Origin of the sequence: Variovorax sp. W2I14 (assembly GCF_050435205.1) — a bacterium.
GTDB lineage: Bacteria > Pseudomonadota > Gammaproteobacteria > Burkholderiales > Burkholderiaceae_C > Variovorax > Variovorax paradoxus_C.
Genome location: NZ_JBNDJX010000001.1, coordinates 5,784,026 through 5,810,648, shown reverse-complemented (window position 1 = coordinate 5,810,648; position 26,623 = coordinate 5,784,026). Strand labels below are relative to the sequence as shown.

Sequence of the window (26,623 nt, the reverse complement as noted above, 5' to 3'; positions counted from 1 at the left end):
TAATACTCCGTAGTTCTAAGACCGATCACTCGGTCTTGGCACCGTCAGCTGCTGCAGCTGGCGCGGCTTTGCGGACGCGCTTAACGGCGGGTTTCGAGTCTGCACCGGCACCGCCGGTTGCTTCGGCGGGCTTGTCGCTGCCATCGGCCGGTGCGGTGTTGCCACCGATCGGGCCGCGGGCGCCGGCACGGGGGCCGGGACCACGACGGTCCGAACCCGGACGGTCGCCACCCGGGCGGCCATCGCGGCGCGGACCACGCGGACGACGTTCTTCTTCAGGACGCGGCGTTTCGACGGCCGGCAGGTCGTTACGACCCAGCGTGTCGCCCTTGTAGACCCAGACCTTGACGCCGATGACGCCGTAGGTGGTCTTGGCTTCCGAGGTGCCGTAGTCGATGTCGGCACGCAGGGTGTGAAGCGGCACGCGACCTTCGCGATACCACTCGCAACGAGCGATTTCGATGCCGTTCAGGCGGCCCGACGACATGATCTTGATGCCCAGGGCACCCAGACGCATGGCGTTTTGCATGGCGCGCTTCATGGCACGGCGGAACATGATCCGCTTTTCGAGCTGCTGCGTGATGCTGTCGGCGATCAGCTGGGCATCGATTTCGGGCTTGCGCACTTCTTCGATGTTCACTGCCACCGGCACGCCAAGCTGCTTGCCCAGTTCGCGCTTGAGGTTCTCGATGTCTTCGCCCTTCTTGCCGATCACGACGCCCGGACGCGCCGAGTAGATCGTGATGCGTGCGTTCTTGGCGGGACGTTCGATCATGACGCGCGAGACCGAAGCGTTCTTCAGCTTCTTCTTCAGGTATTCGCGAACCTTGATGTCTTCGGCCAGCATGCCCGCGAAATCGCGGTCGCTTGCGTACCAGCGGCTGGACCAGTTACGGGTGACCGCAAGGCGGAACCCGGTTGGGTGGATTTTCTGTCCCATATTTCTTCCAGGCCTTCTTAGTTGCCGACCGTCACGTACACATGGCACGTGGGCTTGCTGATGCGATTGCCGCGACCCTTGGCCCGCGCCGTGAAGCGCTTGAGCGTTGCACCTTGCTCGACGTAGATGGTCTTGACCTTCAGCTCGTCGATGTCGGCACCGTCGTTGTGCTCGGCGTTGGCAATCGCCGACTCGAGCACCTTCTTGATGATCACAGCGGCCTTTTTCTGCGTGAACTGCAGAACGTTGAGCGCTTGATCGACCTTCTTGCCGCGGATGAGGTCCGCGACCAGACGGCCCTTGTCGACCGACAGGCGGACACCGCGGAGGACTGCACGTGTTTCAGACATGGTCGTTCCTTACTTCTTCTGGACTTTTTTGTCCGCGGGGTGCCCCTTGAACGTGCGCGTGAGCGCAAATTCGCCGAGCTTGTGGCCGACCATCTGGTCGGTGATGTACACAGGCACGTGTTGCTTGCCGTTGTGCACGGCGATGGTCAGACCGATGAACTCGGGCAGAACCATCGAACGACGCGACCAGGTCTTGATCGGCTTCTTGTCCTTGGTCGTCACGGCCTTGTCGGCCTTGGCCACCAGGTGGTGGTCGACGAAAGGACCCTTTTTGAGAGAGCGAGTCATGAGCTATCCCCTTACTTCTTGCGACGCGACACGATGAAGACCTGCGTGCGCTTGTTGTTACGGGTGCGATAGCCCTTGGTCAGGTTGCCCCATGGGTCGACAGGGTGGCGGCCTTCGCCAGTCTTGCCTTCGCCACCACCGTGCGGGTGGTCGACCGGGTTCATCACCACACCGCGAACGGTCGGGCGAATACCCATGTGACGCTTCGCACCGGCCTTGCCGAGTTGGCGCAGGCTGTGCTCTTCGTTGGCAACTTCGCCGATGGTTGCACGGCATTCGATGTGGATGCGACGCACCTCACCCGAACGCATGCGGACCTGGGCGTAGACGCCTTCGCGAGCCAGCAGCGTTGCCGACGTACCAGCGGAGCGTGCGATCTGCGCGCCCTTGCCGGGTTGCAGTTCGATGCAGTGGATCGTCGAGCCGACCGGGATGTTGCGGATCGGCAGGGTGTTGCCGGCGCGGATCGGGGCTTCGGCGCCCGACAGCAGCGTTGCACCGGCTTCAAGACCGCGCGGGGCGATGATGTAGCGGCGCTCGCCGTCGGCGTAGCAGACCAGAGCGATGTGGGCGGTGCGGTTCGGGTCGTATTCGATGCGTTCGACCTTGGCCGGGATGCCGTCCTTGTTGCGCACGAAGTCGACAACGCGGTAGTGGTGCTTGGCACCGCCGCCACGATGACGGATCGTGATGTGGCCGTTGTTGTTACGGCCGGCCTTCTGGAACTGGGGCTCCAGCAGGGGAGCGTGAGGAGCACCCTTGAACAGGTGGTCACGCGAAATCTTCACCGCGCCGCGTTGGCCCGGCGAAGTGGGTTTCATCTTGATGACGGCCATGATTAAGCGCCTTCCCCGACGAGGTTGAGCTCTTGACCCGGCTTGAGCGTCACATAGGCCTTGCGAACGTTGTCGCGGCGGCCGATGGACTTGCCAAAGCGCTTGGTCTTGCCCTTGGTGTTGAGCACCGACACGCCCTGGACTTCGACCTTGAACATCAGTTCGACAGCGGCCTTGATCTCGGGCTTGGTGGCGTCTTGCAGCACCTTGAAAGTGACAGCGTTCGACTTTTCGCCGACCATCGTGGCCTTTTCGGACACGATCGGGGCGACCAGCACCGCCATCAGGCGGCCTTCTTCGAACGTACGTTCAGCGGCGGTAGGGTTCACGCGGCTCATGCGAACATCTCCTTGAGCTTGTCGACGGCACCCTTGGTGACCAGCACCTTCTTGTAGTGAACCAGCGACACCGGATCGGCGTAACGGGGTTCGACCACGAGGATGTTGACCAGATTGCGCGAGGCAAGGTACAGGTTTTCGTCGACTTCTTCGGCGATCACGAGCACGGACTCGAGATTCATTGCCTTGAAACGGGCTGCCAGCGGCTTCGTCTTGGGCGAATCCACGGTCAGCGAATCCACCACGGCCAGACGGCCTTCGCGAGCGAGCTGCGAGAAGATGGCGGCCATGCCGGCGCGGTACATCTTCTTGTTGATCTTCTGCGAGAAGTTTTCGTCAGGCATGTTCGGGAAGATCCGGCCACCCCCGCGCCACAGCGGCGAGGACGTCATACCGGCACGGGCGCGGCCCGTTCCCTTTTGCTTGAAAGGCTTCTTGGTCGAGTGCTTGACCTGCTCGCGGTCCTTCTGGGCGCGCGTGCCTTGGCGGGCGTTGGCCTGGAACGCAACGACGATCTGGTGAACCAGGTCTTCGTTGTAGTCACGGCCGAACACGGTCTCGGGGGCGTCGTACTTCGACGCGGCCTGGCCTTGTTCGTTCAGGAGTTCGAGTTGCATTACTTCGCTCCTTCAGCCGCTTGCGGCTTGGCCTTGATGGCGGGACGCACGGTGACAAAGCCACCCTTCGAACCCGGGATCGCGCCCTTGATGAGCAGCAGTTGACGCGCTTCGTCGATGCGGAACACGTCGAGGTTTTGCGTGGTCTTGGTCACATCACCGAGGTGGCCCGTCATGCGCTTGCCGGGGAACACGCGACCGGGGTCTTGTGCCATGCCGATCGAGCCGGGAACGTTGTGCGAACGGCTGTTACCGTGCGACGCGCGTTGCGAGCTCATGTTGTGGCGCTTGATCGTGCCTGCGAAGCCCTTACCGATGGAGGTGCCTTGCACGTCCACCTTCTGGCCCACGGAAAACACGCTGCCCGCCGCGATCACGCCGCCAGCCTTGTGCTGACCTGCGGTTTCTGCGGTAACGCGGAATTCCTGGATGATTTCACCAGCTTCGACACCCGCCTTGGCGAGGTGGCCGGCTTCAGGCTTGGTCACGCGCGATGCTTTGCGCGAACCGAACGTCACCTGCAGGGCGACGTAGCCATCGGTCTCTTGGGACTTGATCTGGGTCACACGGTTGTTGGACACATCCACCACCGTGACAGGAACTGCGTCCCCGTCATCGGTGAAGAGACGCATCATCCCCACCTTGCGGCCCAGCAACCCGAGGGAGTTGCTCAGACTCATTTGTTTTCTCCAAAAAATGGAAGCTCCCTTCGCCGCTGCCACTTCAATTGGCGACAGCGTTTGGCCGAATCCCTGAAGGTTTCCGGCCTGCGGAAGGAGGTTGATAAATCTCTGCTCGAACTACACCCCTACGGACGCACCAAGGGCAGAGCCAGCGATTATAGCCCGCGATGCGGGCGCCGTGCAAGCGGTGTTGCAGGCGGGATTTTCGGGGCCGATGCGCCCCTTTTGCCCGTTTTCTGCCTACTTCGCAGGCATCGTGATGATGTTTTCCCCGTCTGGCGTGGACTTCAGCTCGCCGGAAGGCTTCAGGACCGGCGCCGCAGCACCGGTCTGGACAGGAATCGAAATGGCGCTCATGGCGCCCTTTTGCGTGATGAAAACATTGAGGTAGGCGAGACCTTCCTGTTCACTCACCACAGTGACGGTCGCGGACGTGCGTCTGGCCATCGGCAACGCGAGCGTGTCGCTGCCCGAAATCTTCAGCCCAGCGTCGGCTGTGAAGCGCACCGTCGCGCCGTCCGGGTCGGTCACATCACCGAATTCCAACACCACCGGGGTACCGCGCCCCACTTGCGGCACAGCATCGAGCCGGAACCGCAGCGTCACGCCGGAGTCGTTCGGCTTGCGCGCTGCCGCTGTCATGGACGCCTCGCGATGTGAAGTGGACTTGGCATGGCGCGCACCCGGCATGCCGTCGGCCGTGGCCGGCGTGGACAAAGCGGCCATTGCAAGCCAGGCGAGGGAAATCATCGAACGTGGTCGGATGCTCATGACGGCCTTCCCTACTGAATGGTGACGTTGAAGCATGTCGATGCCCCGGAATTGTTGAGATCGCTGACGGCCAGAACGTAGTCGCCCGCCCCCAGGCTGACCTTGCTGCCCGACCGGGCGACCAGGCCGCCACGGAAAATGTCGAAGTCGGGGTTGGCCCCGGTGGGACCGCCGTTGACCGTGAACTGGTAGTCGCGATTGGCGGGCGCATTGAATCGAAGGTACGCAAAGCTGCCGAGCTTGTTGTCGCTGCCTGCGACGTTGGAAACGCAGGCCTGCGTCGGCGCGCCGCCCACGGTTGCCGTCCGATACATCGGCTGCGCCACGTTCGGGACCGTCGGCGACCCACCGTTGTTCGTCTCGGTGTCGCCATAAGGGTCATTGGCTGTGGTGCTGATGTTCTGGCTGGAGAGCAAACCAGCCAGTGCGGACGCGCTGCCGGGCGCGATCGTGTTGAATGCAGCGGTGAAGGGATGGATCGACGAGACCGGCGCGCCGCTCCTGAACAGGATGCCCGTCATCGCGTCGTGGATGGGCTTGAAGCCGACCTGCTGATTCAGATTCCAGAAGATCGCTTGGATCGAGCCTTCCCGGTACCACCCCGGATTGGTCGCCGGCCCCACCGAGAGATTCACGTTGCCGCCCTTTGCCTGTTGGGCTTCCTTCGAATCCACATAGTTGTTCCGCCCGAGCGCAATGCCCGACCAGCCATTGCCCCATCCCTCGGAAAACGCGAGCCGCCTATCGACCCGATCGTCCAGCGAGTGGGACCCGCCTGGAGAGTCATCGCGGCTGAAGGCCGATTGATAGTAATGACCCCATTCATGGGCAATCACAGGTGCATCGAACTCATCGGTGTCCACATCCTCCCGGCCGAGGACGTAGATCTCGCGCCCCGTGCTCCGGTTGATGAAGAAGGTACTGCCGATGTCCCCGGCCGCCACACTCCCGCCAGCCGGCTTGTTGTTGGGACTCCAGAACACGCGCAACATCGGGAACGCCGTTGTCGGCGCGACCGACAACACCTTTTGCATCGCCGTGTAGACCGTGTCGAGCACGGCAAACGGCGCAGCTACGCGTTGGCCCGTGTAGCTCGATCCACCCCAGCCGGTGTCGGCGCGCAGGTCGCGCGTCAACGCGGTGGTGCCAGACGAAAACGCCGATGACTGCATGGAGTAAAGGGCATTGCCCTGAGTGTTGTCGCGAACGCTCACGTCCCAGCTCGGGAAGGAGCCGGTGCGAGTCAGTTGCGCTCTCACACGCACGACGATCGCCGTGTTTGCCGGCACGGCAACCGAGTACGCCCCGCTGTCGTCGGTGGTGGTCACGGCGAGCTGCGCGGAAGAAGTTGCATCGAGCACCTCCAGCATCGCACCGCGCACCGGCTTGACGGAGGTCGCGGAATAAACAAGAGGCCCATTCGTATTCGGAACGGATTCATAGGTGGCCTTGCCGGTCAGGGCAACCGAATTGCCTATCGGAAGGATCGGGAATCCCCCTCCACCGCCTCCACCCCCACCACCGCCGCAGCCCGCCAGCAGTACAGCGGCAACGCACGCCGCGCCCAACGCAAAAGAGAACTTGTGACTCATAGCTGTACTGCCCTCGTTTCAGCCTCGGCCGATGCTTGAAAGATTTACCGGTGCGAGAGGATGCCATAGCCGCACCCTAAAAGACAAAGCCCGCCTGCATTTCTGCAGGCGGGCTTCGTCAAAACGCGACGCTGGGAGTTCTTGCTGCTTACTGCAGCTTGATCTCGACGTCCACGCCGGCCGGCAGGTCGAGCTTCATCAGCGCGTCCACGGTCTTGTCGGTCGGGTCGACGATGTCCATCAGGCGCTGGTGCGTGCGGATCTCGAGCTGGTCGCGCGACGTCTTGTTGACGTGCGGCGAACGCAGGATGTCGAAACGCTTCATGCGGGTCGGCAGGGGCACGGGGCCCTTGACGATCGCGCCGGTGCGCTTGGCGGTGTCAACGATTTCGGCAGCCGATTGGTCGATCAGCTTGTAGTCGAACGCCTTCAGGCGGATGCGGATTTTTTGCTTGGTAGCCATGGTGATGTTTCCTTTGCGTCCGGCTTAGATGTCGAGGATCTTTGCCACGACGCCCGAACCCACGGTACGGCCGCCTTCACGGATGGCGAAGCGCAGGCCTTCTTCCATCGCGATCGGGTTGATCAGCTTGACGGTGATGCTGACGTTGTCGCCAGGCATGACCATTTCCTTGTCCTTGGGCAACTCGATCGCGCCGGTCACGTCCGTCGTGCGGAAGTAGAACTGCGGGCGGTAATTGTTGAAGAACGGCGTGTGACGGCCACCTTCGTCCTTGGACAGCACATACACCTCGGCGGTGAAGTGCACGTGCGGCTTGATCGAGCCGGGCTTGCACAGCACTTGGCCGCGCTCGACTTCTTCGCGCTTGGTGCCGCGCAGCAGCACGCCGACGTTGTCGCCAGCTTGGCCCTGGTCCAGCAGCTTGCGGAACATTTCCACGCCGGTGCAGGTGGTCTTGACGGTCGGGCGGATGCCGACGATCTCGATTTCTTCACCGACCTTGATCACGCCGCGCTCGACAGCGCCGGTCACCACAGTGCCGCGACCCGAGATCGAGAACACGTCTTCCACGGGCATCAGGAACGTGCCGTCCACGGCGCGCTCGGGCGTCGGGATGTACGTGTCCAGCGCTTCAGCCAGCTTCATGATGGCTTCTTCGCCCAGCTTGCCCTTGTCGCCTTCCAGGGCGAGCTTGGCCGAGCCGTGGATGATGGGGGTGTCGTCGCCAGGGAATTCGTACTTGTCCAGCAGCTCGCGCACTTCCATTTCGACCAGCTCGAGCAGCTCGGCGTCGTCGACCATGTCGCACTTGTTCAGGAAAACGATGATGTAGCCCACGCCCACCTGGCGAGCCAGCAGGATGTGTTCACGGGTCTGGGGCATCGGGCCGTCAGCGGCCGAGCACACCAGGATGGCGCCGTCCATCTGAGCGGCGCCGGTGATCATGTTCTTCACATAGTCGGCGTGGCCGGGGCAGTCGACGTGTGCGTAATGGCGGTTGGCCGTTTCGTACTCGACGTGCGCGGTGTTGATCGTGATGCCGCGAGCCTTTTCTTCGGGCGCTGCGTCGATCTGGTCGTAAGCCTTGGCTTCGCCGCCGAACTTGGCCGACAGAACGGTTGCAATCGCAGCCGTCAGCGTCGTCTTGCCGTGGTCAACGTGACCGATCGTGCCCACGTTCACGTGCGGCTTGGTGCGGGTGAATTTACCTTTTGCCATTTTTCAATCCTTGAAAGAGCATTCCCGTGTATTGGTTTTATGTCTGCACCCGATTGCTGGTTCGCCTCGCACGGGAACGTGGCGGCACCGGATCGCAGACAACGAGGGCCGCGCACTGCGCGGCCCTGCATTCTTGGAAACTTACTTGGCGCGTGCGGCCACGATGGCTTCGGCAACGTTGCGCGGAGCTTCAGCGTAGTGCTTGAACTCCATCGTGTACGTGGCGCGGCCTTGCGACATCGAGCGCAGCGTGGTCGAGTAGCCGAACATTTCCGACAGCGGCACTTCGGCCTTGATGGACTTGCCGCCACCGATCATGTCGTCCATGCCCTGCACCATGCCGCGACGCGAGGACAGGTCGCCCATCACGTTGCCGGCGTAGTCTTCAGGCGTTTCGACTTCCACGGCCATCATCGGCTCCAGGATCACCGGGCTGGCCTTGCGGGCGCCTTCCTTGAAACCGAAGATCGCGGCCATCTTGAACGCCATTTCGTTCGAGTCCACGTCGTGGTACGAGCCGAAGTGCAGCGTGACCTTGACGTCCACGACGGGGTAGCCCGCCAGCACGCCTTGCGTCAGCGCTTCGACAACGCCCTTTTCCACTGCGGGGATGTATTCGCGAGGAACCACACCGCCCTTGATGGCGTCGACGAACTCGAAGCCCTTGCCCGCTTCCTGCGGCTCGAGCTTCAGGATGACGTGACCGTACTGGCCCTTGCCGCCCGACTGGCGAACGAACTTGCCTTCGGCATCTTCGACGGTCTTGCGGATCGTTTCGCGGTAGGCAACCTGGGGCTTGCCCACGTTGGCTTCCACGCCGAATTCGCGCTTCATGCGGTCCACGATGATTTCAAGGTGGAGCTCGCCCATGCCGGCGATGATGGTCTGGCCCGATTCTTCGTCGGTCTTGACGCGGAACGACGGATCTTCCTGAGCGAGACGCTGCAGGGCGATGCCCATCTTTTCCTGGTCGGCCTTGGTCTTGGGCTCAACGGCCTGCGAGATCACCGATTCCGGGAACACCATGCGCTCGAGCGTCACGACGGCTGCCGGGTCGCACAGGGTTTCGCCCGTGGTGACTTCCTTCAGGCCCACGCAGGCAGCGATGTCGCCGGCGCGGATTTCGTTGACTTCTTCGCGGTTGTTCGCGTGCATCTGCACGATACGGCCGATACGTTCCTTCTTGCCGCGCACCGGGTTGTAGACGCTGTCGCCCTTGGTCAGCACGCCCGAGTAGACGCGCACGAAGGTCAGTTGGCCCACGAACGGGTCGGTCATCAGCTTGAATGCCAGAGCCGAGAACTTCTCGCTGTCGTCAGCCTTGCGGGTGACGGGTGCTTCGTCTTCGTCGGTGCCGTTGACCGGGGGAATGTCGGTCGGTGCGGGCATGTATTCGACGACGGCGTCGAGCATGGCCTGCACGCCCTTGTTCTTGAAGGCCGAGCCGCACAGCATCGGCTGGATTTCGCCGGCGATGGTGCGCTGACGGATGGCCGCCTTGATTTCTTCCTCGGAAAGCTCACCGCCTTCGAGGTACTTGTTCATCAGCTCTTCGCTGGCTTCGGCAGCGGCCTCGACCAGCTTTTCGCGATATTCGGCGCAGACGGCGGCCAGGTTCGCGGGGATTTCACCGTAGGTGAAGGTCACGCCCTTGTCTTCGTCCCAGATGATCGCCTTCATCTTCACGAGGTCGACGATGCCCTGGAAGTGCTCTTCGGCACCGATCGGGATCTGGATCACGACGGGGTTGGCCTTCAGGCGGTCCACCATCATCTGGCGCACGCGCAGGAAGTCGGCGCCGGTGCGGTCCATCTTGTTGACGAACGCGAGACGCGGAACCTTGTACTTGTTGGCCTGGCGCCAGACGGTTTCGGACTGGGGCTGCACGCCGCCGACCGCGTCGTACACCATGACAGCGCCGTCCAGCACGCGCATCGAGCGCTCGACTTCAATGGTGAAGTCCACGTGGCCGGGGGTGTCGATGATGTTGATGCGGTGTTCTTCGAACTTGCCAGCCATGCCCTTCCAGAAGCAGGTGGTGGCAGCCGAGGTGATCGTGATGCCACGCTCTTGCTCTTGCTCCATCCAGTCCATCGTGGCGGCGCCATCGTGCACTTCACCGATCTTGTGGTTCACACCGGTGTAGAACAGGATGCGCTCGGTCGTCGTGGTCTTGCCGGCGTCGATGTGCGCGGAGATGCCGATGTTGCGGTAGCGCTCGATGGGGGTCTTGCGGGACATGATTTACTTTCGGTTAAATGCGTTGAGCGCTGGGCCTTGAGCACGGGCGACGTCGCCCGACACTCAATACCCAACGCCCAAGCGAAGTTTGATTTTTAGAAGCGGAAGTGGCTGAAAGCGCGGTTGGCTTCTGCCATGCGGTGCACTTCGTCGCGCTTCTTCATGGCGCCGCCGCGGCCTTCCGTGGCTTCCATGAGTTCGTTGGCCAGACGCAGGGCCATCGACTTTTCACCGCGCTTGCGAGCGGCTTCCTTGATCCAGCGCATCGACAGGGCGAGGCGACGGACGGGACGGACTTCGACCGGCACCTGGTAGTTCGCACCACCGACGCGGCGCGACTTCACTTCGACCATCGGCTTCACGTTGTTGATGGCAACGGTGAAAGCTTCGAGCGGGTCCTTGTCAGGGTTCTTCTTTTCGATGAAGTCGAGCGCGCCATAAATGATGCGCTCGGCGATCGCCTTCTTGCCGCCTTCCATGATCACGTTCATGAATTTCGACAGCTCGACATTGCCGTACTTGGGATCCGGCAGGATTTCACGTTTGGGGACTTCGCGACGACGTGGCATTTTTCTAACCTCTTTGCTTCAGCTGGCACCGTTTCCGGTACCGCGAGAGCCAGTCAGGACTCTCACTTACTCGACCCGGGATTGGGTCACTTCGTTCGATGTGCCCGCCAAGGCAACCGAACACCGTTTGTTTTTTGACGACAGGAAGAAGGCTTAAGCCTTCTTGGGACGCTTCGCGCCGTACTTGGAGCGCGACTGTTTGCGGTCTTTCACGCCTTGCAAGTCGAGCGAACCGCGCACGATGTGGTAGCGAACACCGGGCAAGTCCTTGACACGACCGCCGCGAACCAGCACGACGCTGTGTTCCTGCAGGTTGTGGCCTTCGCCGCCGATGTAGGAGATGACTTCGAAGCCATTGGTCAGACGGACCTTGGCAACCTTACGAAGCGCCGAGTTGGGCTTCTTTGGCGTCGTGGTGTAGACGCGGGTGCAGACACCGCGACGTTGCGGCGAGTTCTGCATGGCAGGGCTCTTCGAATTGATCTTTTCGACCGTTCGACCCTGACGCACCAGTTGATTGATGGTTGGCATGAATGAATTAGTCCCAAAACAACCCGGCCCTGGTGGTGAAACCGCCCCTGGTCGTGACTCAGGGAAGCCGGGAATAACGAAAACGTGAAACCCTTCGGAAAATTCCGAAAAGCCCACGAGTATAGCAGGCGGGCTTGAAACGGCAAGGTCAGGCGCAGCCGGCGCCCGCCTTGCCCCGCCCTCTTACTTGATCCAGAGGCGGACGGCGTCCCAGGCGCGGCCGAAGATGCCCGCCTGCTCGACCGCTTCCAGAGCCACCAGCGGCACATCGGCCACGGGCTGGTCGTCCAGGGTCACCTTGAGGGAGCCCACGGCCTGGTATTTGGTGAACGGCGCCACGAGCGGATCGGGACGCGCCACCTGGGTCTTGATCTTGCTGGCGGAGCCGGCCGGGACGGCGACGACGATGGCCTCCGGACGGCCCAGCTTCAGCACGTTTTCCTTGCCCTTCCAGACCGCAGGCGTGGCGGCCGGCTGGCCGGCGTCGAACAGGCGGACGGCGTCATAGGCCGTGTAGCCCCAGTTCAGCAGCTTCTGCGATTCGTTGGCGCGCACGGTCTCGCTCGAGGCACCCAGCACGATCGACAGCAGGCGGCGCCCGCCGGTCAGGTTCGGGAAATCACGCTTGGCAGTGGCGATCATGCAGTAGCCGGCGGCTTCGGTATGGCCGGTCTTCAGGCCGTCGACGGTCGGATCGCGGAACAGCAGCAGGTTGCGGTTGGTGTCGTTGGTCGACGGTGTGCCCGGGTAGCGGTACTTCTTGATGGCGTAGTACTTGGCTTCTTCAGGGAAATCGCGCACCAGGCGGGTCGCCAGGATGCTCAGGTCGCGAGCCGTGGTGGTGTGGCCGGGCGCGGTGAGGCCTTCGGGATTCTTGTAGCTGGTGTTCTTCATGCCCAGCGCCTTGGCCTGGGCATTCATGAGCTCGACGAAATGCTCGACCGTCCCGCCCACACCTTCAGCCAGCGCCACCGTGGCGTCGTTGCCCGACTGCACGATCAGGCCCTTGATCAGGTCTTCAACCGGCACCTGCATCTTCGGATCGATGAACATGCGGGAGCCCGGCATCTTCCACGCGCGCGGGCTGACCGGGAAGGTCTGGGTCAGCGTGATCTTCTTGGCGCGCAGCGCGTCGAACACGATGTAGGCCGACATCAACTTGGTGAGCGAAGCGGGTTCTACCGGGCTGTCGATGTCCTTCTGCGCAAGGATCTGGTTGGCGGTCACGTCCAGCAGCAGGTAGCTGCGCGCGGCGACTTCGGGCGGCGCCGGCACCTGGGCGACAGCGATCACGCCGACCGAGGCAGCAGCGGTCAGCACCAGTGCGCGAAGCGCATTGAAAAAACGGTTCATGGGGAGGATGAGAAGAGACGAAAACAAAGCCCGTGAGGCTTTCATTCAATGCCCGCGCGGAGGTGGCGGGCAACCAGACTTTTGAGCAGCGGCAATTGTCCGTGAAAGAAATGGCCGCCCCCGGGAATAACCGTGACAGGAAGTGACTGTGGCCGCGCCCAGTCCATCACGGCGGAAAGCGGCACGGTGTCGTCGGCTTCGCCGTGGACCACCAGCATGCGATCGTGGGCTTCGACGGGCAGCGTGGCGACGGTGTTGCGCGCGGCGGCCGTTCCGACCAGCACGACCTGCTGGATATCGCGCGCGGCCCAGAGCTTTTCAGCGGCACCGCAGGCAACGAAAGCGCCGAACGAGAAACCGGCAATGGCCAGGGGGCCTTCGGGCGCCAGCTGGCCGACGACATTCAGCATGTCTTCCAGCTCGCCGCGCCCTTCGTCGTGCACGCCTTCGCTGGCGCCGACGCCGCGAAAGTTGAAGCGCACCGTCGTCCAGCCGCACGACACGAAAGCGCGCGCCAGGGTCTGCACGACCTTGTTGTCCATCGTGCCGCCGAACAGCGGATGCGGATGGGCGATCACGGCGATGCCGCGCGGGGTACCGGCAGGCTGGTCGCGCTGCACCTCGATCGCGCCGGCAGCGCCCTGGAGGCTGATCTTTTCGGTCTGGGAGTTCATGGAAAGGTGGATGGGCGGGCCGGCAACGCCGGTCGGGAGCAGGGTACGAGCGAGGCGTCCGCGGGAAAGTTCAGCGACCGACGTCGGCGGGGAGCAGGAGCCGCTCGACGACCTCGCCGTTCTTCAGATGCGACTCGACGATCTCGTCGATGTCGTCGGCATCGACGAAGGTGTACCAGACGGCTTCGGGGTACACCACCGCCACCGGCCCGCCAGCGCAGCGGTCCAGGCAGCCCGCCTTGTTGACCCGCACCTTGCCGGGTCCGGAGAGCCCCGCTTCTTTCACCTTCGCCTTGCAGCGATCGAAGCCTTCCTGCGCGTTGTGCATGGCACAGGAGTCTTCGCCGTTCTTGCGTTCGTTGAGGCAAAAGAAGATGTGGCGGCCGTAGTAGCCGGACGGCGCGGCGGGGGTAGGACTGGGCATCGGTCGATTTTAGTGACCGCAGCCCCGGCGCTCGACCTAAGCCGCGAGCCGCCCCCGGCGCGACAGGGCCGCCACCACGTACGCCAGCACCGCGAAGGGCCAGAGCCATCCCAGCCACTGGGCCAACCCGTGAAAGCGGATGAAGCGGCCCTGCTCCCAGGTGGCCAGGGTCTGCGCGAAGTACGCGCTCTCGGGCGCTTGGTTCAACAGACTCAGCTGGAGCACGAGCCCCACCAGCAGCAGCGCCGCGCACAGGCGACGCGGCGCGGCCACGAGCAGCACGCCCGCAACGAGCGCAGCCGCCATGCCGACCTGAACGGGAAGATTCAGCCAAGCCCAGGCATGGGCGGGCCCGTAGCTCAGGGCTGCCGACAGCGCCGAGGCGGCAAAACCCGCCAGAAAGATCAGCGGGAGCAGCACCGCGCGCTGAACCACCGTGCGCGCCACCAGATAGCCCAACAGGCATGGCACCAGCGCGCCGAGCATCACGCACAACAGCTCCACCGCCGGCACCAGCGGCTCGAGTTCGAACTGGCGCACGGGCAACCAGTCGATGAAGGGCGTGTCGAGCAGCCATTCGGAAATCGCGACCTCCAGCCGCTCGAACACCTGGCCCAGCCCGAAGGTGACGGCGGCGGGGAAGAGCAAGGCAAACGGCCAGAGCGCCAGCAGCACGAGGGCACCGCGCGAATCCTCGATGAACCATTGCGAGCGCGCGCGGCCCCAGTGGGCCACCGCCCCCACCCGCTCGAGCCCCACCGCCAGCACGGCGCCGAGCACCGCGCCGGCCGTGTTCAACCCCAGGTCGACATTGGAAGGAATTCGCGCGGGCAGGTAGCTCTGCGATGTCTCCATCGCGAAGGCGATTGCCGCGCCGGCCACGCTGGCGCGCAGCACCGCGCCTCCGACACCAGCGGTCCGGCGCGTGCGCAGCACCGCCAGAGCGCACAGGAAGCCGAAGGGTACGTAACCCCCGACATTGATCGCGAAGTCGAAACCCGTCCAGTACTTGGGCCACGGCGCTGATAGATAGGCCCAGGGCGCAATGCCCTGGTCGCGCCAGTCGGCAAAGGGATAGAGGCTGGCGTAGACGATCAACGCCGCATAGGCGAGCGCAAGGGGAAGTGCGGCGGACTTGTGCGGCTTCTCCACCGTGTCCATCGGGCTCAGAACGGCTTGACGACGACCAGGATCACGATGCCGAGCAGCAGCAGCACCGGCAGCTCGTTGAACCAGCGGTACCAGCGATCGTTGCGCTGGTTGCGCCCCGCCACAAAACGGCGCAACAGCACCCCGCAGCCATGGTGATAGCCGATAGCTACCAGCACCAGCGCCAGCTTGGCATGCATCCATCCGTTGCCCGGCCCGCGGCCGATGCCGTAGCCCAGCCAGAGCCAGAGGCCGAAGCCCAGCGCCGGAACGGCCAGGAAAGTGGTGAAGCGCAACAGCTTGCGCGCCATCAGCAACAGGCGTTCACGCTCTGCGACCGACTCCGGGGGCACCATCGCAAGGTTAACGAAGATCCGCGGCAGATAGAAAAGCCCGGCAAACCAACTGGCGATGAAGACGATGTGGAGAGATTTGACCCAGAGCATGGCGGCAGTTTAGTGGCGCACCGCGCTGGCGCGCGGGACCGTCACGTAACGCCCGGAAAGCCGCGGACAAAAAAAAAGCCCGACGTCTTCACGTCGGGCTGGGAAGCCCTTTTGCTGTCACACATCAAGGCACCCGCTCAGGGAGGAAAAGCGGGGAGCGGCAAGCCGCCCGCTTCAGAATTTAACAAAGACGAAACAAGGTTTCAAGCGACTGCGCCATTTTCTTTGCAATTCATAACTATTTATTTAGAACTTTATAGCTACGAATTTCCGTAGTTGTCAGACAACCTGTCCCGCGGGCGACAACACGGCGATTGAATGCTTCAGGCACAATTTTCGGGATTATGACGCGCCCTCACTCCCCCCTTGCCATGTTCCCCGCCGGCCGTCCACGGCGCCTGCGCCGGGACGCCTTCACCCGCAACCTGGTGCGCGAGAACACACTGACGGTCAACGACCTGATCTATCCCGTGTTCGTGCAGGAAGGCGAAAAGCGGCGTGATGCCGTCTCCCCCATGCCCGGCGTGGAGCGCCTGAGTCTCGACTTGCTTCTGCCGGTCGCCGAGCAATGCGTGGCGGCAGGCATCCCGGTGATCGCGCTGTTTCCGGTGATCGACGCGAGCCTGAAGACGCCGGCCGGCGATGAAGCGTTCAACCCAGAAGGACTGATCCCCCGCGTGGTCGCCGCCCTCAAGTCGCGCTTCCCCGAACTCGGCGTGATGACCGACGTGGCGCTCGACCCGTACACCAGCCACGGGCAGGACGGCCTTCTCGACGACGACGGCTACATCGTCAACGACGCGACCGTGGAGGTGCTGGTGAAGCAGGCACTCACACAATCGCAAGCTGGCGTGGACATTGTGGCGCCCAGCGACATGATGGACGGCCGCATCGGCGCCATCCGCACCGCTCTGGAAGCCCGCGGCGACGTTCACACGCGCATCATGGCTTACAGCGCCAAGTACGCCAGCGCCTTCTACGGCCCGTTCCGCGATGCCGTCGGCTCGGCCGCGACGCTCGGCAAGAGCAACAAAAAGGTCTACCAGATGGACCCGGGCAACAGCGACGAAGCGCTGCGCGAGGTGGCTCTGGACATCGCCGAAGGCGCCGACATGGTGATGGTCAAGCCCGGCATGCCGTACCTGGACATCGTGCGTCGCGTGAAGGACGAGTTCCATGTGCCGACCTTCGCCTACCAAGTGAGCGGCGAGTACGCGATGCTCAAGGCCGCCGCACAGAACGGCTGGCTCGATCACGATGCCGTGGTGCTCGAAAGCCTGCTGGCCTTCAAGCGGGCCGGAGCAGATGGCGTGCTCACGTACTTTGCCCTTGAGGCTGCGCGTCTGCTACAAAGTTAATAGCTGCCTGAGCCCATTGCATATGGGCGACCAAGGCGGATAGACAAGAAAATCAAGGCGGGGCAATGCGCATCTTCGAAATCAACCGTTCGCAGGTCAGCGAGCACCCGGCGCTCACGCCGCTGGCCGTGCCGGGTGCGTGCGCTGCCAGCGGTTATCTCTGGATTTCGGTCACGCGCGAGGAATTTCGCGCCTCGCTCGCCGAGGTCCAGCAGATCCTCCAGACGCTGTGCCAGACCCAGCTGGTGGACCTGCATGTGGCCGACCTGCTCAACGACCAGCTGCCCTCGCACTACGACTACACCTCGCAGTACGACGTGCTGGTGTTCCGGCGCCTGGCGACCGGCCAGGGGCAGGCGGCGCTAGGCAACGGCGGGGGAAATGGCAACGAAGCGCCGCCCACTCCCGCCGCCACCACTGTGGCTTCCAAGTCCCGAGGCGGCCCACCCGTGTTGCGCCGCGTCGATACCCGTCCGGTCGGCTTCGCGGTGTTCGACCGGGTGCTGCTTTCTGTGCATCCCGAAGACGGCGCAGTGCGCGATGCGTTCGCTGCGCGGCTGCTGGCGGCCGGGTCATCCGACGACCGCGGCGCCCCAGCGCTGGACGTGCGCGCGACCTCCACGCGCGTGCCCACGGGGCCTTCGGACCTGATGCTACGCGTCATCAACCAGATCGTCGACGGCTACCTCGACCTGCGGCGCGAACTCACCAAGCAGCTCGACCATTGGCAGACCGAGCTGATCGATCCGCGCAGCCGCTTCACCAACTGGGGGGCGCTGATGGAGGCGCGGCAGTCGCTGCACCACCTGGACGAGATCTGCGAAGACCAGCGCGCCGCCATGCAGGACTGGATCGACGCGCTCGAAACCCTGCCACCGCCCAAGGGCGAGGCCGAGCAGCGCGAGCGGGAGCTGATCATGATCAGGAGTCGCGACGTGCTGGAGCACATCGAGCGGGTGGTGCACCACGTGCACCGGCTCGAGCAGAATGCCGAGACGGCCGTGCAGATGCACTTCAGCGTCCAGGGCCACCGCGCCAATGACATCATGCGGGTGCTCACCGTGCTGACCGCCATCTTCCTGCCGCTGAACCTGATCGCTGGGATCTTCGGGATGAACTTCGAGTTCATTCCGCTGGTGCACAAGGCCGACGGCTTCTGGATCGCGATGACCGCCATGCTGGTCATCGCGGTGCTGCTGGTGCTGGTCTTCTGGCGCAAGCGCTACCTCGCGCGAACGCGCTGACAACCAACCGTCCGTCCAACGAAAAAGGCCACGCTTTCGCGTGGCCCTTTGCTGAACTGCCCCGAAAGGCGAGTTCTTTCTTTATTACTTGGCGGTAGCGCCCGTGCCTTGCTGGGCTTGAACGCGTGCGTCCATCGGGTTGACCATGGTCGAGACGACCTTGCTGTTGACGCGCGAACCCGAGGTCACGTTCTGGTCGGGAGCGTAGGAGGTGCGAACGGCTTCGGCTTCCACGAGCGAGCGTTCCTTCGACACGGCAACCGTTTCCGGGCCGCGCGAACCGCGGGTCACGTTCTGGTTCGGAGCCGCTGCGGCGCGCACGGCTTCGGCGTTGACTTCGTCGCGGCTCTTGGTCGAGACGGCGGTGTTCACGCCTTGGTAGGTTTCGGCTTGGGCGCCGGTGGCGGCCAGGAGGGTCAGAGCAGCGGCGGCGAGGATGTGCGAGGTCTTCATGTCAATTCCTTGTGTTCGTCGGATGGTTTGTCCACCAGGCTTGCTCGGTCGCTTGCCTGTGCGGCGAGTGTCAAACGAAATTCCCTAGATAAAACGCTCGGATCAGAGACACGGTGTTTCCTCTATTGAAACAATGTGGACACATAGGCATGCAAACGAAAAAGGCCGGGGTCGTACACGCGACCCCGGCCTTTTTAGAAATCTGAATTCTTCGGTCTAGCGGCCCGGACGCGCGCCTTGAGGCCCTTGGAATTGCGGAGGCACTTCGCTGTTTGCGAAGGCGCGCCGGTCCAGGTTCTGGTTCGGCGCGTGGGCAGCGGCAACCGCTTCCGCACGGACCGAAGCGCGGTCGAGCTGGCTCGGGCGAGTCGTCAGCGGCGAGGCCACGACGTCGCCGTAGACATTGCCTCCACGCGAGGCCGCGGCCCCTTCGGCTTCCAGTTGGGCGCGGCTGCCGACGATCTTCAGCGGTTGCACCGGCTCGAAACCCTGTGCGTGTGCGCCGACGGCGGTCAGGATCGACAGGGCTGCAACGGCGATGATGTTCGGGGTGTTCATGGTTCGGCTCCTTCGGCGCGTGGAGCGAGTGTGGGCGCAGGTCGCCTGAGAAAAACGCCGCAGAATCGAACCACCGCGTTCCTCGAACGGAAACAATGGGCTCTTTGACATGGACAGTCTCGATCTGATCAGAACCTTTCGCGAAGTTGCCTCCCACGGCAGCTTCTCGCAGGCGGCCAAGAAGCTCGACATGTCGAAAGCCACAGTCAGCAAATACGTGGCCGAGCTCGAAACGCGTTTCGGTGTGCGGCTCCTGAACCGCTCCACCCGCTCCGTGAGCCTCACCGATGCCGGTCAGCTGCTGCTCGATCGCAGCACCCCGGTGCTCGAGATGGTGGAGCTCACCCAGGCCGAGTTGCAGGACCGCGCCAGCCAGCCCGCCGGTCGCCTGCGCATCTCCGCCCCGCACGGCATGGGCAACGGCGAGTTTCCCAACCTGCTGGCCGACTTCATGCGCTATTACCCCGACGTGAGCATCAGCCTGCAGCTGACCAATCGCACGGTCGATCTTGCGGAGGAAGGCATCGATGTCGACATCCGCAGCGGCCCCGTCGAGGACGCCAATCTCATTGTGCGCAAGCTCCGCCTCATGCAGATGGTGGTCTGCGCCTCGCCGATCTACTGGAAGAAGCATGGCAAGCCCGTGCATCCGCGCGACCTGGCCGGCCACGACGCCCTCACCCACTCTCTTCTGGGCGCCCAGCCGGTGTGGCGCTTCGACGATGGCGGGGAGCCGCTGGACGTGCACGTCAAGAGCCGTATGGACTGCACCGAGGGCGCGCCGCTGATCCGGGTCGCGATGCGCGGCTTCGGCGTAATCTACCTGCCCTCGCTCCTGGTGCAATCGCACATCGAGCATGGCGAACTCGTGCCGGTGCTGCAGGACTACGCGCGCAAGGACATGTGGCTGTCGGCCGCCTACCTTCAGCGGCGCCACAACAGCGCCGCCCTGCGCGCGCTGCTCGACTTTCTCCAGACCCGCGTGGGCGACGCGCCGGGCCTCAAAAAGTAATAAAAAAGCCCGGCGCTGACCGGGCTTTTTCTTGCGCCGAGCCGGAGTCAGCCGACGTGCTTGGCAAAGAACGCCAGCGTGCGTTCTCGCGCCAGCTTGGCGGCCTCGGCGTTGTACGAGCCGCGCTGGTCGCAATTGAAACCGTGGCCGACCGGATAGACATGCACTTCCACCTCGGGATGCGCCTTCTTGAAGCTCTCGACGGTGTCCAGCGGAATCCAATGGTCCTGGTTGCCGAAGTGCGCCAGCACCGGCACCTTGGGCTGGCGGGCGGCTTCTTCGGGCATGGTCATGCCGCCGCCGTAGTACGGCGCCGCTGCAGCCAGGCCCGGCAGCAGGCTGGCCGCGCGCCAGGTCAGCAAACCGCCCCAGCAGTAGCCCACGATGCCGACCTTGCCGGCCTTCGATGCATAGGCGATGGCCGCCTCGATGTCCTGCAGCACGCCGGGCGCGGGCAGCGCCTCGACCGCCGCCTTCAGGGCGGAGCCCTCCTTCATGTCCTCGTCGCTGTAGCCCAACTCGACGCCGGGCTTCACACGCTGGAAGGTCGCGGGCGCCACAGCGAGATACCCCTCCGCCGCATAGCCGTCGGCCACCGAGCGGATGTGCGAGTTCACGCCGAAGATTTCCTGCACCACGACCACCGCGCCGCGCGGCTTGCCCGCGGGTTCGGCCACGTAGGCGGGAAAGCTGAAGCCGTCCTTGGCTGTGAGATCGATGAATTGGCCCATGTTCGTCATGCTCCTGATGGCAATTGAATGAATTGAATGAAGAAAGCTGTCGTTGTCATCGGCGCAGCGCCCGCTCGACGAAATCGAGCCGGTCCTGCCCCCAGAAAATCTCGCCATCGATCACATAGCTCGGCGCGCCGAACACCTGGATGTCGATGGCCTCCTGCGTGTAGGCCTCGTAGCGTTCCTGCACCGCCTGGCTTTGCGATTGCTCCGAGCGCTTGGCGGGCAGGCCGCATTCGACGACCAGCGCTTCGAGCACGTTCGGGTCGCCGATGTTCCGCTCCTGCACCCACACCGCCGCGAACACCGCCGAGCAGACGCGCATCGCAGCCTCGGTGCCGTCGTGCATATCGACCGCAATGATGATCCGCGCCGCATCGTCGCTGGCCACCGGAAAGAACTTGGGCTTGGTGTTCATCGGCAGACCGAGGTGCTGAGAGAACCGCGCCATCTCCACCAGCCGGTAGGCCTGCCGCTGCGGCGCCCGCTTGCCCAAGGGCAGCCCGCCGGACACCGGGAACACGCTCCCCATGTCGATGGGCCTCACGCGCACCGTGGCGCCCGCGGCCGCAGCAATTTCCGCGAACCGGGTATGACCCAGATAGGTCCACGGGCTCTGGGGCGCAAAGTAGTAGTCAACCGTTTTCGTGCTCATACGCCAGCCCTCGAATGATGTAATCCAAGCCGACGGTTTTAACTGACACACAGTTTCTCTGCAGGAGGTAGGTTTTGAATCCAGTGCTACTCATCACCGGCGGCGGACGCGGCATCGGCGCCGCCACCGCCCTGCTCGCCGCGCAGCGCGGTTACGCGGTGGCCGTCAACTACGCCAGCAACTCGCTGGCAGCCGACGAGGTGGTGCGCACCATCCGCGAGGGCGGCGGCACCGCCATCTCCGTGCAGGCCGATGTGGGCGACGAGAGCCAGGTGATCGCGATGTTCGAGAAGGTCGACGCCAAGCTCGGCCGGCTCACCGCATTGGTCAACAACGCCGGCGTGGTCGACCTGCAGGCGCGTGTCGACGAGATGAGCGTGGCGCGGCTGGAACGCATGTTCCGCATCAACGTGATCGGCAGTTTTGTCTGTGCCCGCGAAGCCGTGCGCCGCATGAGCACCAGGCACGGCGGCGAAGGCGGCGCCATCGTCAACATCTCCAGCGGCGCCGCGCGCCTGGGATCGCCGGGCCAGTACGTCGACTACGCCGCCAGCAAGGCCGCCATCGACACGCTCACGATCGGCTTGGCCAAGGAAGTGGCCGAGGAAGGCATCCGCGTGAACGCAGTGCGCCCTGGGCTCATCGACACGGAGATCCACGCGTCGGGCGGCATGCCCGACCGCGCCTTCGAACTTGCGCCGACCGTGCCGATGAAGCGCACCGGCAGTCCCGAGGAGATCGCGGGTGCCATCCTCTGGCTGCTGTCGGCCGAGGCGAGCTACACCACCATGGCCCTGCTCGACGTGACCGGCGGAAGGTAGCCCCCATGAGCACCTCGATGGACCTCATCAAGCCGCTGGTCACGCTGGTGGCCATCGTCAACCCGCTGGCCATCGTGCCCTTCTTCATCCACTACACGCAGGGCTACAGCGACGCGCAGCGCCGCCATACGGTGCGCATGTCGGCGTTCAGTGCGTTCGTGGTCATCGCGGTCAGCGCGCTGCTCGGGTTGCAGCTGCTCTCCTTCTTCGGCATCTCGATCGCGAGCTTCCAGGTTGGCGGCGGCCTGCTGCTGCTCATGAGTTCGCTCTCGATGCTCAACGCCAAGCCGGCCGAGAGCAAGACCAACGTCGAGGAACTGCGCGCCACCGAGGTGAAGGCCTCGATGGGCGCCTCCATCGCGGTGGTGCCGCTCACGATTCCATTGCTGACCGGCCCGGCGACCATTTCTACCGTCGTGATCTACGCCGACAAGGCGCAGCACCTGTGGGAGCTCGCGGTGCTCGTCGGCTACGGCGTGGTGGTCGCGCTGGCAACTGCGCTGGCCTTCTCGCTCGCGCAGCCGATTGCGCGCGTGCTCGGCAAGACGGGCATCAACATCATGACGCGGCTGATGGGCCTGATCCTCGCGGCGCTGGCCGTCGAGGTGATGGCAGACGGGCTCGGCAAGCTGTTCCCGATCCTGTCGAAAGTCGCCTGACCGCGGAGGCTCAGGCCAGCATCTTCTCGATGACCTTCCAGTGCCCAGGCTCCACCGGCGTGATCGACAGCCGGTTGCCTTTGCGCAGGATGATCAGTTCGGCCAGCTCGGACTTGGCGCGCAGCTCGGGCAAGGCCAGCAGCCGGGTCTTGCGCACCGCCTGCACATCGACCAGCAGCCAGCGCGGGTCGTCCTTCTTCGAGGCCGCGTCGTAATACGGCGACTTCGCATCGAACTGCGTCGGATCGGGCTTGATGCCCGAGGCCACGCGCGCGATGCCGGCGATGCCCGGCTCCGAGCAGCTCGAGTGATAGAACAGCACGCCGTCGCCGACCTTCATGCCGTCGCGCATGAAGTTGCGCGCCTGGTAGTAGCGCACGCCCGTCCACGCGACAGTGGCATCGGGCGCGGCGAGCGCATCGTCGATCGAGACTTCGTCGGGCTCGGATTTCATCAACCAGTACTGGGGCATGGCGTTCTCGCGAAGCTGTGTTTTCGCGGAATATAGCCGCTTGCCCCGGCACCGGCACCAGCGCCGGCAGTACCGGGGTTGCCGTTTACGGCGTCACGTAGTCAGACACGACGACCCACTTGCCATCCTTGATCTGCGACAGCCGCGACTGCTCGTTGCCGAGGCGCTTGGTCGCGGTGTAGCTGCTCTTCGGGCTGCCGAACATGTCCGGCTCGAAGGTGATGCTGTCCATCGACTTGATGAAGCTGTCGGTCGTCAGGTTCGGGCCGGCCTTGGTCGCCGCCTTGATGAACGAATCGATGATCACGTAGCCGTACACCGAGAACACCGTCGGGTCTTCGTTGAACTTGGTCTTGTACTTGTTGGCCCAGAAGCGCAGCGGCTGCGACTGCTCGTCGGTGTAGGGGTTCTGAACCGTCATCGTGGCGTAGACGCCGTCCATCGCCTTGCCACCCAGCTTGTGGATGAGGTCGGTGTAGGCCGCGCTCGAACCGAGGAAGGTCGGGTTGAAGCCCGTCTTGCGCGACTCGCCCACCGTGCCGATGGTTTCGCGAATGATCGTGCCCAGCACCACGAGGTCGCAATTGGCCGCCTTCATCTTCGCGACCTGCGAGCTGAAGTCGGTGGCGCCGCGCTTGAACGAGGTCTTCTCCGCCAGCTCCATGTTCGCGGCCTTCAGCCCCGCCTCGGCGCCGCGCTGCACCTCGAGCCCGAACTCATCGTCCTGATAGATCGTGCAGACCTTCTTGGCGCCCTTGTCCTTGATCATCTTGGGCAGCGCCAGGCGGATCTGGTCGTAGTAGGTGGCCGCGAACGAGTACTTCAGCCGGTTCAGCGGCTCGTACATTTCTCGCGCCGCGGTGATCGGCATGTAGTTGACGATGTTCTTGTCGAACTGCACCGGCATCGCCGCCATGTTCTGCGCCGTGCCGATGTGACCGGCCATGATGAAGATCTTTTCCTGGTTCACCAGCTTCTGAGCGGCCAGCACCGCCTTCTTCGGGTCATAGCCCGAGTCCTCGACAAAGAGCTTGAGCTTGCGGCCGTTCAGGGTGCCCTGCTCGTTGAGTTCGTCCACGCGCAGCTGCATGCCGTTGCGCGCCTGCTTGCCGAAGCCCGCGAGCGGACCCGACAGGTCCTGGATCGTGCCGATCCGGATCTCGTCCTTGCTCACGCCCTGTTGCTGCTGCGCGGACGCGAGCGTCGCGATCAGGCCCAGCACGGCCAGAGTCGTCAATGTCTTGAGCTTCATGCGGTTGTCTCCTCGGGTTGACACAAAAAACGTTGGCCCCGTCAGCGGTACATCGCTTCGATGCGGTCTGCGTACTTCGTCTGCACCAGCTTGCGCTTGAGCTTCATCGTCGGCGTGAGCTCCTCGTCCTCGGCGCTCAGCTGCGTCTCGAGCAGGAAGAACTTCTTGATCTGCTCCACGCGCGCGAACTTCGCGTTGACGCGGTCGACCTCGCCTTGGATCAGGTCCAGCACCTCCTGCGCGCGCGTCAGGCTCTCGTAGTTGCTGAACGGCACGTCGTTGTCCTGCGCAAACTTCTCGACGTTCTCCTGATCGATCATCACGATCACCGTCAGGTAGGGTTTCTTGTCGCCGATCACCACCGCGTCGGTGACGTAGGGGCTGAACTTGAGTTCGTTCTCCAGCTCGCTCGGCGTGATGTTCTTTCCACCTGCCGTGATGATGATGTCCTTCATCCTGTCGGTGATGCGGAAATACCCTTCCGCGTCGACCAGCCCCACATCGCCCGTGTGCAGCCAGCCGTCGGCATCGATCGTCTCGGCCGTCTTCTCCGGCAGGTTGAGGTAACCCATGAAGACATTGGGGCCGCGCACCAGGATCTCGCCGGTCTCGGGATCGAGCCGCACCTCGTTGTAGCTGGTGGCCGGGCCGATCGAGCCTGGCGCGATGCGCGACGGCGGCACGCCGGTGGAGGCGCCGCACGACTCGGTCATGCCCCACACCTCCAGCATCGGCACGCCGAGCGCGAGGTACCAGCGCACGAGCTCGGGCGAGATCGGCGCCGCGCCGGTCACCAGGAAGCGCGCACGGTGGATGCCGATGAGCTTGCGCACGTTGTTGAGCGCGAGCCAGCGCGCGATGCGGAACTTCAAACGCAGCCCCGCGCCGATCGGCTTGCCCTGCAGCACGCGGTCGGCAATCTGCTGGCCCACGCCGATGCTCCAGCCGTAGGCGGCCTGCTGCACGCGGCTCGCTTCCTTCAACGCGATCATCACGCCCGAATAGAACTTCTCCCACACGCGCGGCACGGCGGTGAAGACCGTAGGGGAAATCTCGCGCACGTTCTCGGGCACCGTCTCGGGGTTCTCCACGAAGTTGAGGATCGAGCCCGTGTACATCGCGAAATACTCGCCCCCCATGCGCTCGGCGATGTGGCACAGCGGCAGGAAGCACATGCGCTCGTCCGTCTCGCCCTGCGCGAGCAGCGTGTTGTAGCCGCGCATGGTGTAGACCAGCCCGCGGTGGCTGTGCATCGCGCCCTTGGGCTTGCCGGTGGTGCCGGAGGTGTAGACGAGGATCGCGAGGTCTTCGGCGCTGCAGGCGGCGATGCGCTGTTCCAGCGCCTGGGGGTGAGCCTTCATGTGCTCGCGGCCGAGGGCGCGCAGCGCATCGAGGCTGATGACGCCGGGGTCGTCGAGGTCGCGCAGGCCTTCCATGTCGAGCACGATGATCTTGCGCAGCAGCGGCAACTGCGCGCGCACTTCGAGCGCCTTGTCCAGTTGCTCGTCGTCTTCCACGAAGAGCACGGTGGTGCGCGAGTCTTCGCAAAGGTACGTGACCTGCGAGGCCGCATCCGTCGGATAGATGCCGTTCGACACGCCGCCGCAACTGAGCACGGCCACATCGCACAACACCCATTCGATGACGGTGTTGGAGAGGATCGACGCGCACTCCCCATGCCCGAAGCCCAGCGCCAGCAGGCCGCCCGCGATCTCGCGCACGGCCTCGGCGGTCTGGCGCCAAGTCCAGGTGCGCCAGATGCCGAACTCCTTCTGACGCATCCAGACCTTGTCGGCGCGAAGTTCCACCGCCTTCCAGAACACGGCCGGAATGGTGTCGCCTGGCACGACGACATCAAGCCGGGGCTGAAGATGCGCCAGGTCCCAGAGACCGGCAGGAGCGCGCAACGCGAGGGTGCTCAT

The 26,623-nt window shown here is 63.9% G+C and carries 31 protein-coding genes; 5 read left to right on the top strand and 26 right to left on the bottom strand.

The genetic code is table 11. The features are described from left to right. Positions 1 to 25: 25 nt before the first annotated feature. The 19 genes from rpsC to QF040_RS27085 all read right to left on the bottom strand — a co-directional run bounded on the left by rpsC (position 26) and on the right by QF040_RS27085 (position 15,483). Positions 26 to 940: a 30S ribosomal protein S3 gene (rpsC, locus tag QF040_RS27175; RefSeq protein WP_013543940.1), complete on the bottom strand. Its 915-nt coding sequence runs from the start codon at positions 938 to 940 to the stop codon at positions 26 to 28. A 17-nt stretch (positions 941 to 957) separates the two neighbouring features. Further along, positions 958 to 1,290 carry a 50S ribosomal protein L22 gene (gene rplV / locus QF040_RS27170; RefSeq protein WP_007838134.1) on the bottom strand — a complete coding sequence of 111 codons (333 nt, stop codon included), beginning with the start codon at positions 1,288 to 1,290 and terminating at the stop codon, positions 958 to 960. Positions 1,291 to 1,299: 9 nt separating this feature from the next. Next, entirely contained in the window at positions 1,300 to 1,578 is a 279-nt protein-coding gene (gene rpsS, locus QF040_RS27165) for a 30S ribosomal protein S19 (protein WP_007838132.1), read from the bottom strand. Positions 1,579 to 1,589: 11 nt separating this feature from the next. Then, complete coding sequence (gene rplB / locus QF040_RS27160; RefSeq protein ID WP_013543941.1) at positions 1,590 to 2,414, bottom strand: 50S ribosomal protein L2; 825 nt, start codon at positions 2,412 to 2,414, stop codon at positions 1,590 to 1,592. A gap of 2 nt (positions 2,415 to 2,416) precedes the next feature. Further along, a complete protein-coding gene (gene rplW / locus QF040_RS27155; RefSeq protein ID WP_007838129.1) occupies positions 2,417 to 2,752 on the bottom strand; it encodes a 50S ribosomal protein L23 in 336 nt (111 codons plus the stop codon). Further along, on the bottom strand, positions 2,749 to 3,369 hold the full coding sequence (gene rplD / locus QF040_RS27150) for a 50S ribosomal protein L4 (protein ID WP_013543942.1): 621 nt from the start codon (positions 3,367 to 3,369) through the stop codon (positions 2,749 to 2,751). The genes rplW and rplD overlap by 4 nt, the downstream gene beginning before the upstream one ends. After that, on the bottom strand, positions 3,369 to 4,049 hold the full coding sequence (gene rplC / locus QF040_RS27145; RefSeq protein WP_013543943.1) for a 50S ribosomal protein L3: 681 nt from the start codon (positions 4,047 to 4,049) through the stop codon (positions 3,369 to 3,371). Before rplC ends, rplD begins: the two co-directional genes overlap by 1 nt. A gap of 243 nt (positions 4,050 to 4,292) precedes the next feature. Continuing rightward, a complete protein-coding gene (locus QF040_RS27140; RefSeq protein WP_429613576.1) occupies positions 4,293 to 4,823 on the bottom strand; it encodes a hypothetical protein in 531 nt (176 codons plus the stop codon). An 11-nt stretch (positions 4,824 to 4,834) separates the two neighbouring features. Continuing rightward, complete coding sequence (locus tag QF040_RS27135; protein WP_429613575.1) at positions 4,835 to 6,415, bottom strand: hypothetical protein; 1,581 nt, start codon at positions 6,413 to 6,415, stop codon at positions 4,835 to 4,837. A 148-nt stretch (positions 6,416 to 6,563) separates the two neighbouring features. Beyond that, positions 6,564 to 6,878 (bottom strand): 30S ribosomal protein S10, encoded by a 315-nt coding sequence (gene rpsJ, locus QF040_RS27130; protein WP_007838118.1) that lies wholly within the window; start codon positions 6,876 to 6,878, stop codon positions 6,564 to 6,566. Positions 6,879 to 6,902: 24 nt separating this feature from the next. After that, positions 6,903 to 8,096, bottom strand: coding sequence for an elongation factor Tu (gene tuf / locus QF040_RS27125; protein WP_013539103.1), 1,194 nt, complete (start codon positions 8,094 to 8,096; stop codon positions 6,903 to 6,905). 141 nt (positions 8,097 to 8,237) lie between these two features. Further along, positions 8,238 to 10,337, bottom strand: a complete 2,100-nt coding sequence (gene fusA / locus QF040_RS27120; RefSeq protein WP_306881965.1) for an elongation factor G — start codon at positions 10,335 to 10,337, stop codon at positions 8,238 to 8,240. 95 nt (positions 10,338 to 10,432) lie between these two features. Continuing rightward, a complete protein-coding gene (gene rpsG, locus QF040_RS27115) occupies positions 10,433 to 10,906 on the bottom strand; it encodes a 30S ribosomal protein S7 (RefSeq protein WP_013543947.1) in 474 nt (157 codons plus the stop codon). 153 nt (positions 10,907 to 11,059) lie between these two features. Continuing rightward, positions 11,060 to 11,437 carry a 30S ribosomal protein S12 gene (gene rpsL, locus QF040_RS27110; RefSeq protein ID WP_013543948.1) on the bottom strand — a complete coding sequence of 126 codons (378 nt, stop codon included), beginning with the start codon at positions 11,435 to 11,437 and terminating at the stop codon, positions 11,060 to 11,062. Between the two features lie 183 nt (positions 11,438 to 11,620). Further along, positions 11,621 to 12,790 (bottom strand): D-alanyl-D-alanine carboxypeptidase family protein, encoded by a 1,170-nt coding sequence (locus QF040_RS27105; protein WP_307511309.1) that lies wholly within the window; start codon positions 12,788 to 12,790, stop codon positions 11,621 to 11,623. A gap of 41 nt (positions 12,791 to 12,831) precedes the next feature. After that, complete coding sequence (locus QF040_RS27100; RefSeq protein WP_429613574.1) at positions 12,832 to 13,464, bottom strand: alpha/beta hydrolase; 633 nt, start codon at positions 13,462 to 13,464, stop codon at positions 12,832 to 12,834. A 70-nt stretch (positions 13,465 to 13,534) separates the two neighbouring features. Further along, the gene (locus tag QF040_RS27095) at positions 13,535 to 13,888 is read right to left on the bottom strand and encodes a (2Fe-2S) ferredoxin domain-containing protein (protein ID WP_307651059.1); all 354 of its coding nucleotides are present in this window, start codon (positions 13,886 to 13,888) and stop codon (positions 13,535 to 13,537) included. 36 nt (positions 13,889 to 13,924) lie between these two features. After that, complete coding sequence (locus tag QF040_RS27090; RefSeq protein ID WP_429613573.1) at positions 13,925 to 15,049, bottom strand: VanZ family protein; 1,125 nt, start codon at positions 15,047 to 15,049, stop codon at positions 13,925 to 13,927. Between the two features lie 5 nt (positions 15,050 to 15,054). Next, a complete protein-coding gene (locus QF040_RS27085; RefSeq protein ID WP_429613572.1) occupies positions 15,055 to 15,483 on the bottom strand; it encodes a CopD family protein in 429 nt (142 codons plus the stop codon). Between the two features lie 371 nt (positions 15,484 to 15,854). On the opposite strand from QF040_RS27085, the gene hemB reads away from it, so the two are divergent. Then, positions 15,855 to 16,841 carry a porphobilinogen synthase gene (hemB, locus tag QF040_RS27080; RefSeq protein ID WP_429613571.1) on the top strand — a complete coding sequence of 329 codons (987 nt, stop codon included), beginning with the start codon at positions 15,855 to 15,857 and terminating at the stop codon, positions 16,839 to 16,841. A 65-nt stretch (positions 16,842 to 16,906) separates the two neighbouring features. Continuing rightward, complete coding sequence (locus QF040_RS27075) at positions 16,907 to 18,085, top strand: magnesium transporter CorA family protein (RefSeq protein ID WP_429613570.1); 1,179 nt, start codon at positions 16,907 to 16,909, stop codon at positions 18,083 to 18,085. An 84-nt stretch (positions 18,086 to 18,169) separates the two neighbouring features. On the opposite strand, the gene QF040_RS27070 is transcribed toward QF040_RS27075, so the two are convergent. Beyond that, complete coding sequence (locus QF040_RS27070; RefSeq protein ID WP_429613569.1) at positions 18,170 to 18,538, bottom strand: DUF4148 domain-containing protein; 369 nt, start codon at positions 18,536 to 18,538, stop codon at positions 18,170 to 18,172. A gap of 216 nt (positions 18,539 to 18,754) precedes the next feature. Continuing rightward, positions 18,755 to 19,096 (bottom strand): alpha/beta hydrolase, encoded by a 342-nt coding sequence (locus tag QF040_RS27065; protein WP_429613568.1) that lies wholly within the window; start codon positions 19,094 to 19,096, stop codon positions 18,755 to 18,757. A gap of 109 nt (positions 19,097 to 19,205) precedes the next feature. Between QF040_RS27065 and QF040_RS27060 the strand changes: the two genes are divergently transcribed. Further along, positions 19,206 to 20,108: a LysR family transcriptional regulator gene (locus QF040_RS27060; protein ID WP_429613567.1), complete on the top strand. Its 903-nt coding sequence runs from the start codon at positions 19,206 to 19,208 to the stop codon at positions 20,106 to 20,108. Between the two features lie 47 nt (positions 20,109 to 20,155). On the opposite strand, the gene QF040_RS27055 is transcribed toward QF040_RS27060, so the two are convergent. Continuing rightward, positions 20,156 to 20,839: a dienelactone hydrolase family protein gene (locus QF040_RS27055; RefSeq protein WP_429613566.1), complete on the bottom strand. Its 684-nt coding sequence runs from the start codon at positions 20,837 to 20,839 to the stop codon at positions 20,156 to 20,158. A gap of 55 nt (positions 20,840 to 20,894) precedes the next feature. Then, positions 20,895 to 21,497, bottom strand: coding sequence for a 2-hydroxychromene-2-carboxylate isomerase (locus tag QF040_RS27050; protein ID WP_429613565.1), 603 nt, complete (start codon positions 21,495 to 21,497; stop codon positions 20,895 to 20,897). Between the two features lie 74 nt (positions 21,498 to 21,571). On the opposite strand from QF040_RS27050, the gene QF040_RS27045 reads away from it, so the two are divergent. Together QF040_RS27045 and QF040_RS27040 are read left to right on the top strand one after the other, a co-directional pair. Next, positions 21,572 to 22,318 carry an SDR family oxidoreductase gene (locus tag QF040_RS27045; RefSeq protein WP_429613564.1) on the top strand — a complete coding sequence of 249 codons (747 nt, stop codon included), beginning with the start codon at positions 21,572 to 21,574 and terminating at the stop codon, positions 22,316 to 22,318. A gap of 5 nt (positions 22,319 to 22,323) precedes the next feature. Beyond that, positions 22,324 to 22,977, top strand: coding sequence for a MarC family protein (locus QF040_RS27040; protein ID WP_080898413.1), 654 nt, complete (start codon positions 22,324 to 22,326; stop codon positions 22,975 to 22,977). A 10-nt stretch (positions 22,978 to 22,987) separates the two neighbouring features. Here the strand turns inward: QF040_RS27040 and QF040_RS27035 are convergent, their stop codons facing one another. From QF040_RS27035 to QF040_RS27025, 3 genes are all read right to left on the bottom strand, one after another. After that, complete coding sequence (locus QF040_RS27035; protein ID WP_429613563.1) at positions 22,988 to 23,449, bottom strand: EVE domain-containing protein; 462 nt, start codon at positions 23,447 to 23,449, stop codon at positions 22,988 to 22,990. Between the two features lie 85 nt (positions 23,450 to 23,534). Continuing rightward, positions 23,535 to 24,701, bottom strand: a complete 1,167-nt coding sequence (locus QF040_RS27030; protein WP_429613562.1) for an ABC transporter substrate-binding protein — start codon at positions 24,699 to 24,701, stop codon at positions 23,535 to 23,537. 41 nt (positions 24,702 to 24,742) lie between these two features. Then, positions 24,743 to 26,623 carry an AMP-dependent synthetase/ligase gene (locus tag QF040_RS27025; RefSeq protein ID WP_429613561.1) on the bottom strand — a complete coding sequence of 627 codons (1,881 nt, stop codon included), beginning with the start codon at positions 26,621 to 26,623 and terminating at the stop codon, positions 24,743 to 24,745.

Bases quoted from the DNA above. Each gene is read 5' to 3' on its own strand.
- QF040_RS27100 (WP_429613574.1), bottom strand. From the start codon at position 13,464: ATGAACTCCCAGACCGAAAAGATCAGCCTCCAGGGCGCTGCCGGCGCG.
- fusA (WP_306881965.1), bottom strand. From the start codon at position 10,337: ATGTCCCGCAAGACCCCCATCGAGCGCTACCGCAACATCGGCATCTCC.
- QF040_RS27025 (WP_429613561.1), bottom strand. From the start codon at position 26,623: ATGAGCACCCTCGCGTTGCGCGCTCCTGCCGGTCTCTGGGACCTGGCG.
- rplV (WP_007838134.1), bottom strand. From the start codon at position 1,290: ATGTCTGAAACACGTGCAGTCCTCCGCGGTGTCCGCCTGTCGGTCGAC.
- tuf (WP_013539103.1), bottom strand. From the start codon at position 8,096: ATGGCAAAAGGTAAATTCACCCGCACCAAGCCGCACGTGAACGTGGGC.
- QF040_RS27030 (WP_429613562.1), bottom strand. From the start codon at position 24,701: ATGAAGCTCAAGACATTGACGACTCTGGCCGTGCTGGGCCTGATCGCG.
- QF040_RS27085 (WP_429613572.1), bottom strand. From the start codon at position 15,483: ATGCTCTGGGTCAAATCTCTCCACATCGTCTTCATCGCCAGTTGGTTT.
- rplD (WP_013543942.1), bottom strand. From the start codon at position 3,369: ATGCAACTCGAACTCCTGAACGAACAAGGCCAGGCCGCGTCGAAGTAC.
- QF040_RS27065 (WP_429613568.1), bottom strand. From the start codon at position 19,096: ATGAACACCCCGAACATCATCGCCGTTGCAGCCCTGTCGATCCTGACC.
- QF040_RS27075 (WP_429613570.1), top strand. From the start codon at position 16,907: ATGCGCATCTTCGAAATCAACCGTTCGCAGGTCAGCGAGCACCCGGCG.
- rplB (WP_013543941.1), bottom strand. From the start codon at position 2,414: ATGGCCGTCATCAAGATGAAACCCACTTCGCCGGGCCAACGCGGCGCG.
- QF040_RS27060 (WP_429613567.1), top strand. From the start codon at position 19,206: ATGGACAGTCTCGATCTGATCAGAACCTTTCGCGAAGTTGCCTCCCAC.
- QF040_RS27055 (WP_429613566.1), bottom strand. From the start codon at position 20,839: ATGGGCCAATTCATCGATCTCACAGCCAAGGACGGCTTCAGCTTTCCC.
- rpsG (WP_013543947.1), bottom strand. From the start codon at position 10,906: ATGCCACGTCGTCGCGAAGTCCCCAAACGTGAAATCCTGCCGGATCCC.
- rpsC (WP_013543940.1), bottom strand. From the start codon at position 940: ATGGGACAGAAAATCCACCCAACCGGGTTCCGCCTTGCGGTCACCCGT.
- rplW (WP_007838129.1), bottom strand. From the start codon at position 2,752: ATGAGCCGCGTGAACCCTACCGCCGCTGAACGTACGTTCGAAGAAGGC.
- QF040_RS27035 (WP_429613563.1), bottom strand. From the start codon at position 23,449: ATGCCCCAGTACTGGTTGATGAAATCCGAGCCCGACGAAGTCTCGATC.
- QF040_RS27040 (WP_080898413.1), top strand. From the start codon at position 22,324: ATGAGCACCTCGATGGACCTCATCAAGCCGCTGGTCACGCTGGTGGCC.
- rpsS (WP_007838132.1), bottom strand. From the start codon at position 1,578: ATGACTCGCTCTCTCAAAAAGGGTCCTTTCGTCGACCACCACCTGGTG.
- rpsJ (WP_007838118.1), bottom strand. From the start codon at position 6,878: ATGGCTACCAAGCAAAAAATCCGCATCCGCCTGAAGGCGTTCGACTAC.
- rpsL (WP_013543948.1), bottom strand. From the start codon at position 11,437: ATGCCAACCATCAATCAACTGGTGCGTCAGGGTCGAACGGTCGAAAAG.
- hemB (WP_429613571.1), top strand. From the start codon at position 15,855: ATGTTCCCCGCCGGCCGTCCACGGCGCCTGCGCCGGGACGCCTTCACC.
- QF040_RS27050 (WP_429613565.1), bottom strand. From the start codon at position 21,497: ATGAGCACGAAAACGGTTGACTACTACTTTGCGCCCCAGAGCCCGTGG.
- QF040_RS27090 (WP_429613573.1), bottom strand. From the start codon at position 15,049: ATGGACACGGTGGAGAAGCCGCACAAGTCCGCCGCACTTCCCCTTGCG.
- QF040_RS27105 (WP_307511309.1), bottom strand. From the start codon at position 12,790: ATGAACCGTTTTTTCAATGCGCTTCGCGCACTGGTGCTGACCGCTGCT.
- QF040_RS27070 (WP_429613569.1), bottom strand. From the start codon at position 18,538: ATGAAGACCTCGCACATCCTCGCCGCCGCTGCTCTGACCCTCCTGGCC.
- QF040_RS27095 (WP_307651059.1), bottom strand. From the start codon at position 13,888: ATGCCCAGTCCTACCCCCGCCGCGCCGTCCGGCTACTACGGCCGCCAC.
- QF040_RS27135 (WP_429613575.1), bottom strand. From the start codon at position 6,415: ATGAGTCACAAGTTCTCTTTTGCGTTGGGCGCGGCGTGCGTTGCCGCT.
- rplC (WP_013543943.1), bottom strand. From the start codon at position 4,049: ATGAGTCTGAGCAACTCCCTCGGGTTGCTGGGCCGCAAGGTGGGGATG.
- QF040_RS27140 (WP_429613576.1), bottom strand. From the start codon at position 4,823: ATGAGCATCCGACCACGTTCGATGATTTCCCTCGCCTGGCTTGCAATG.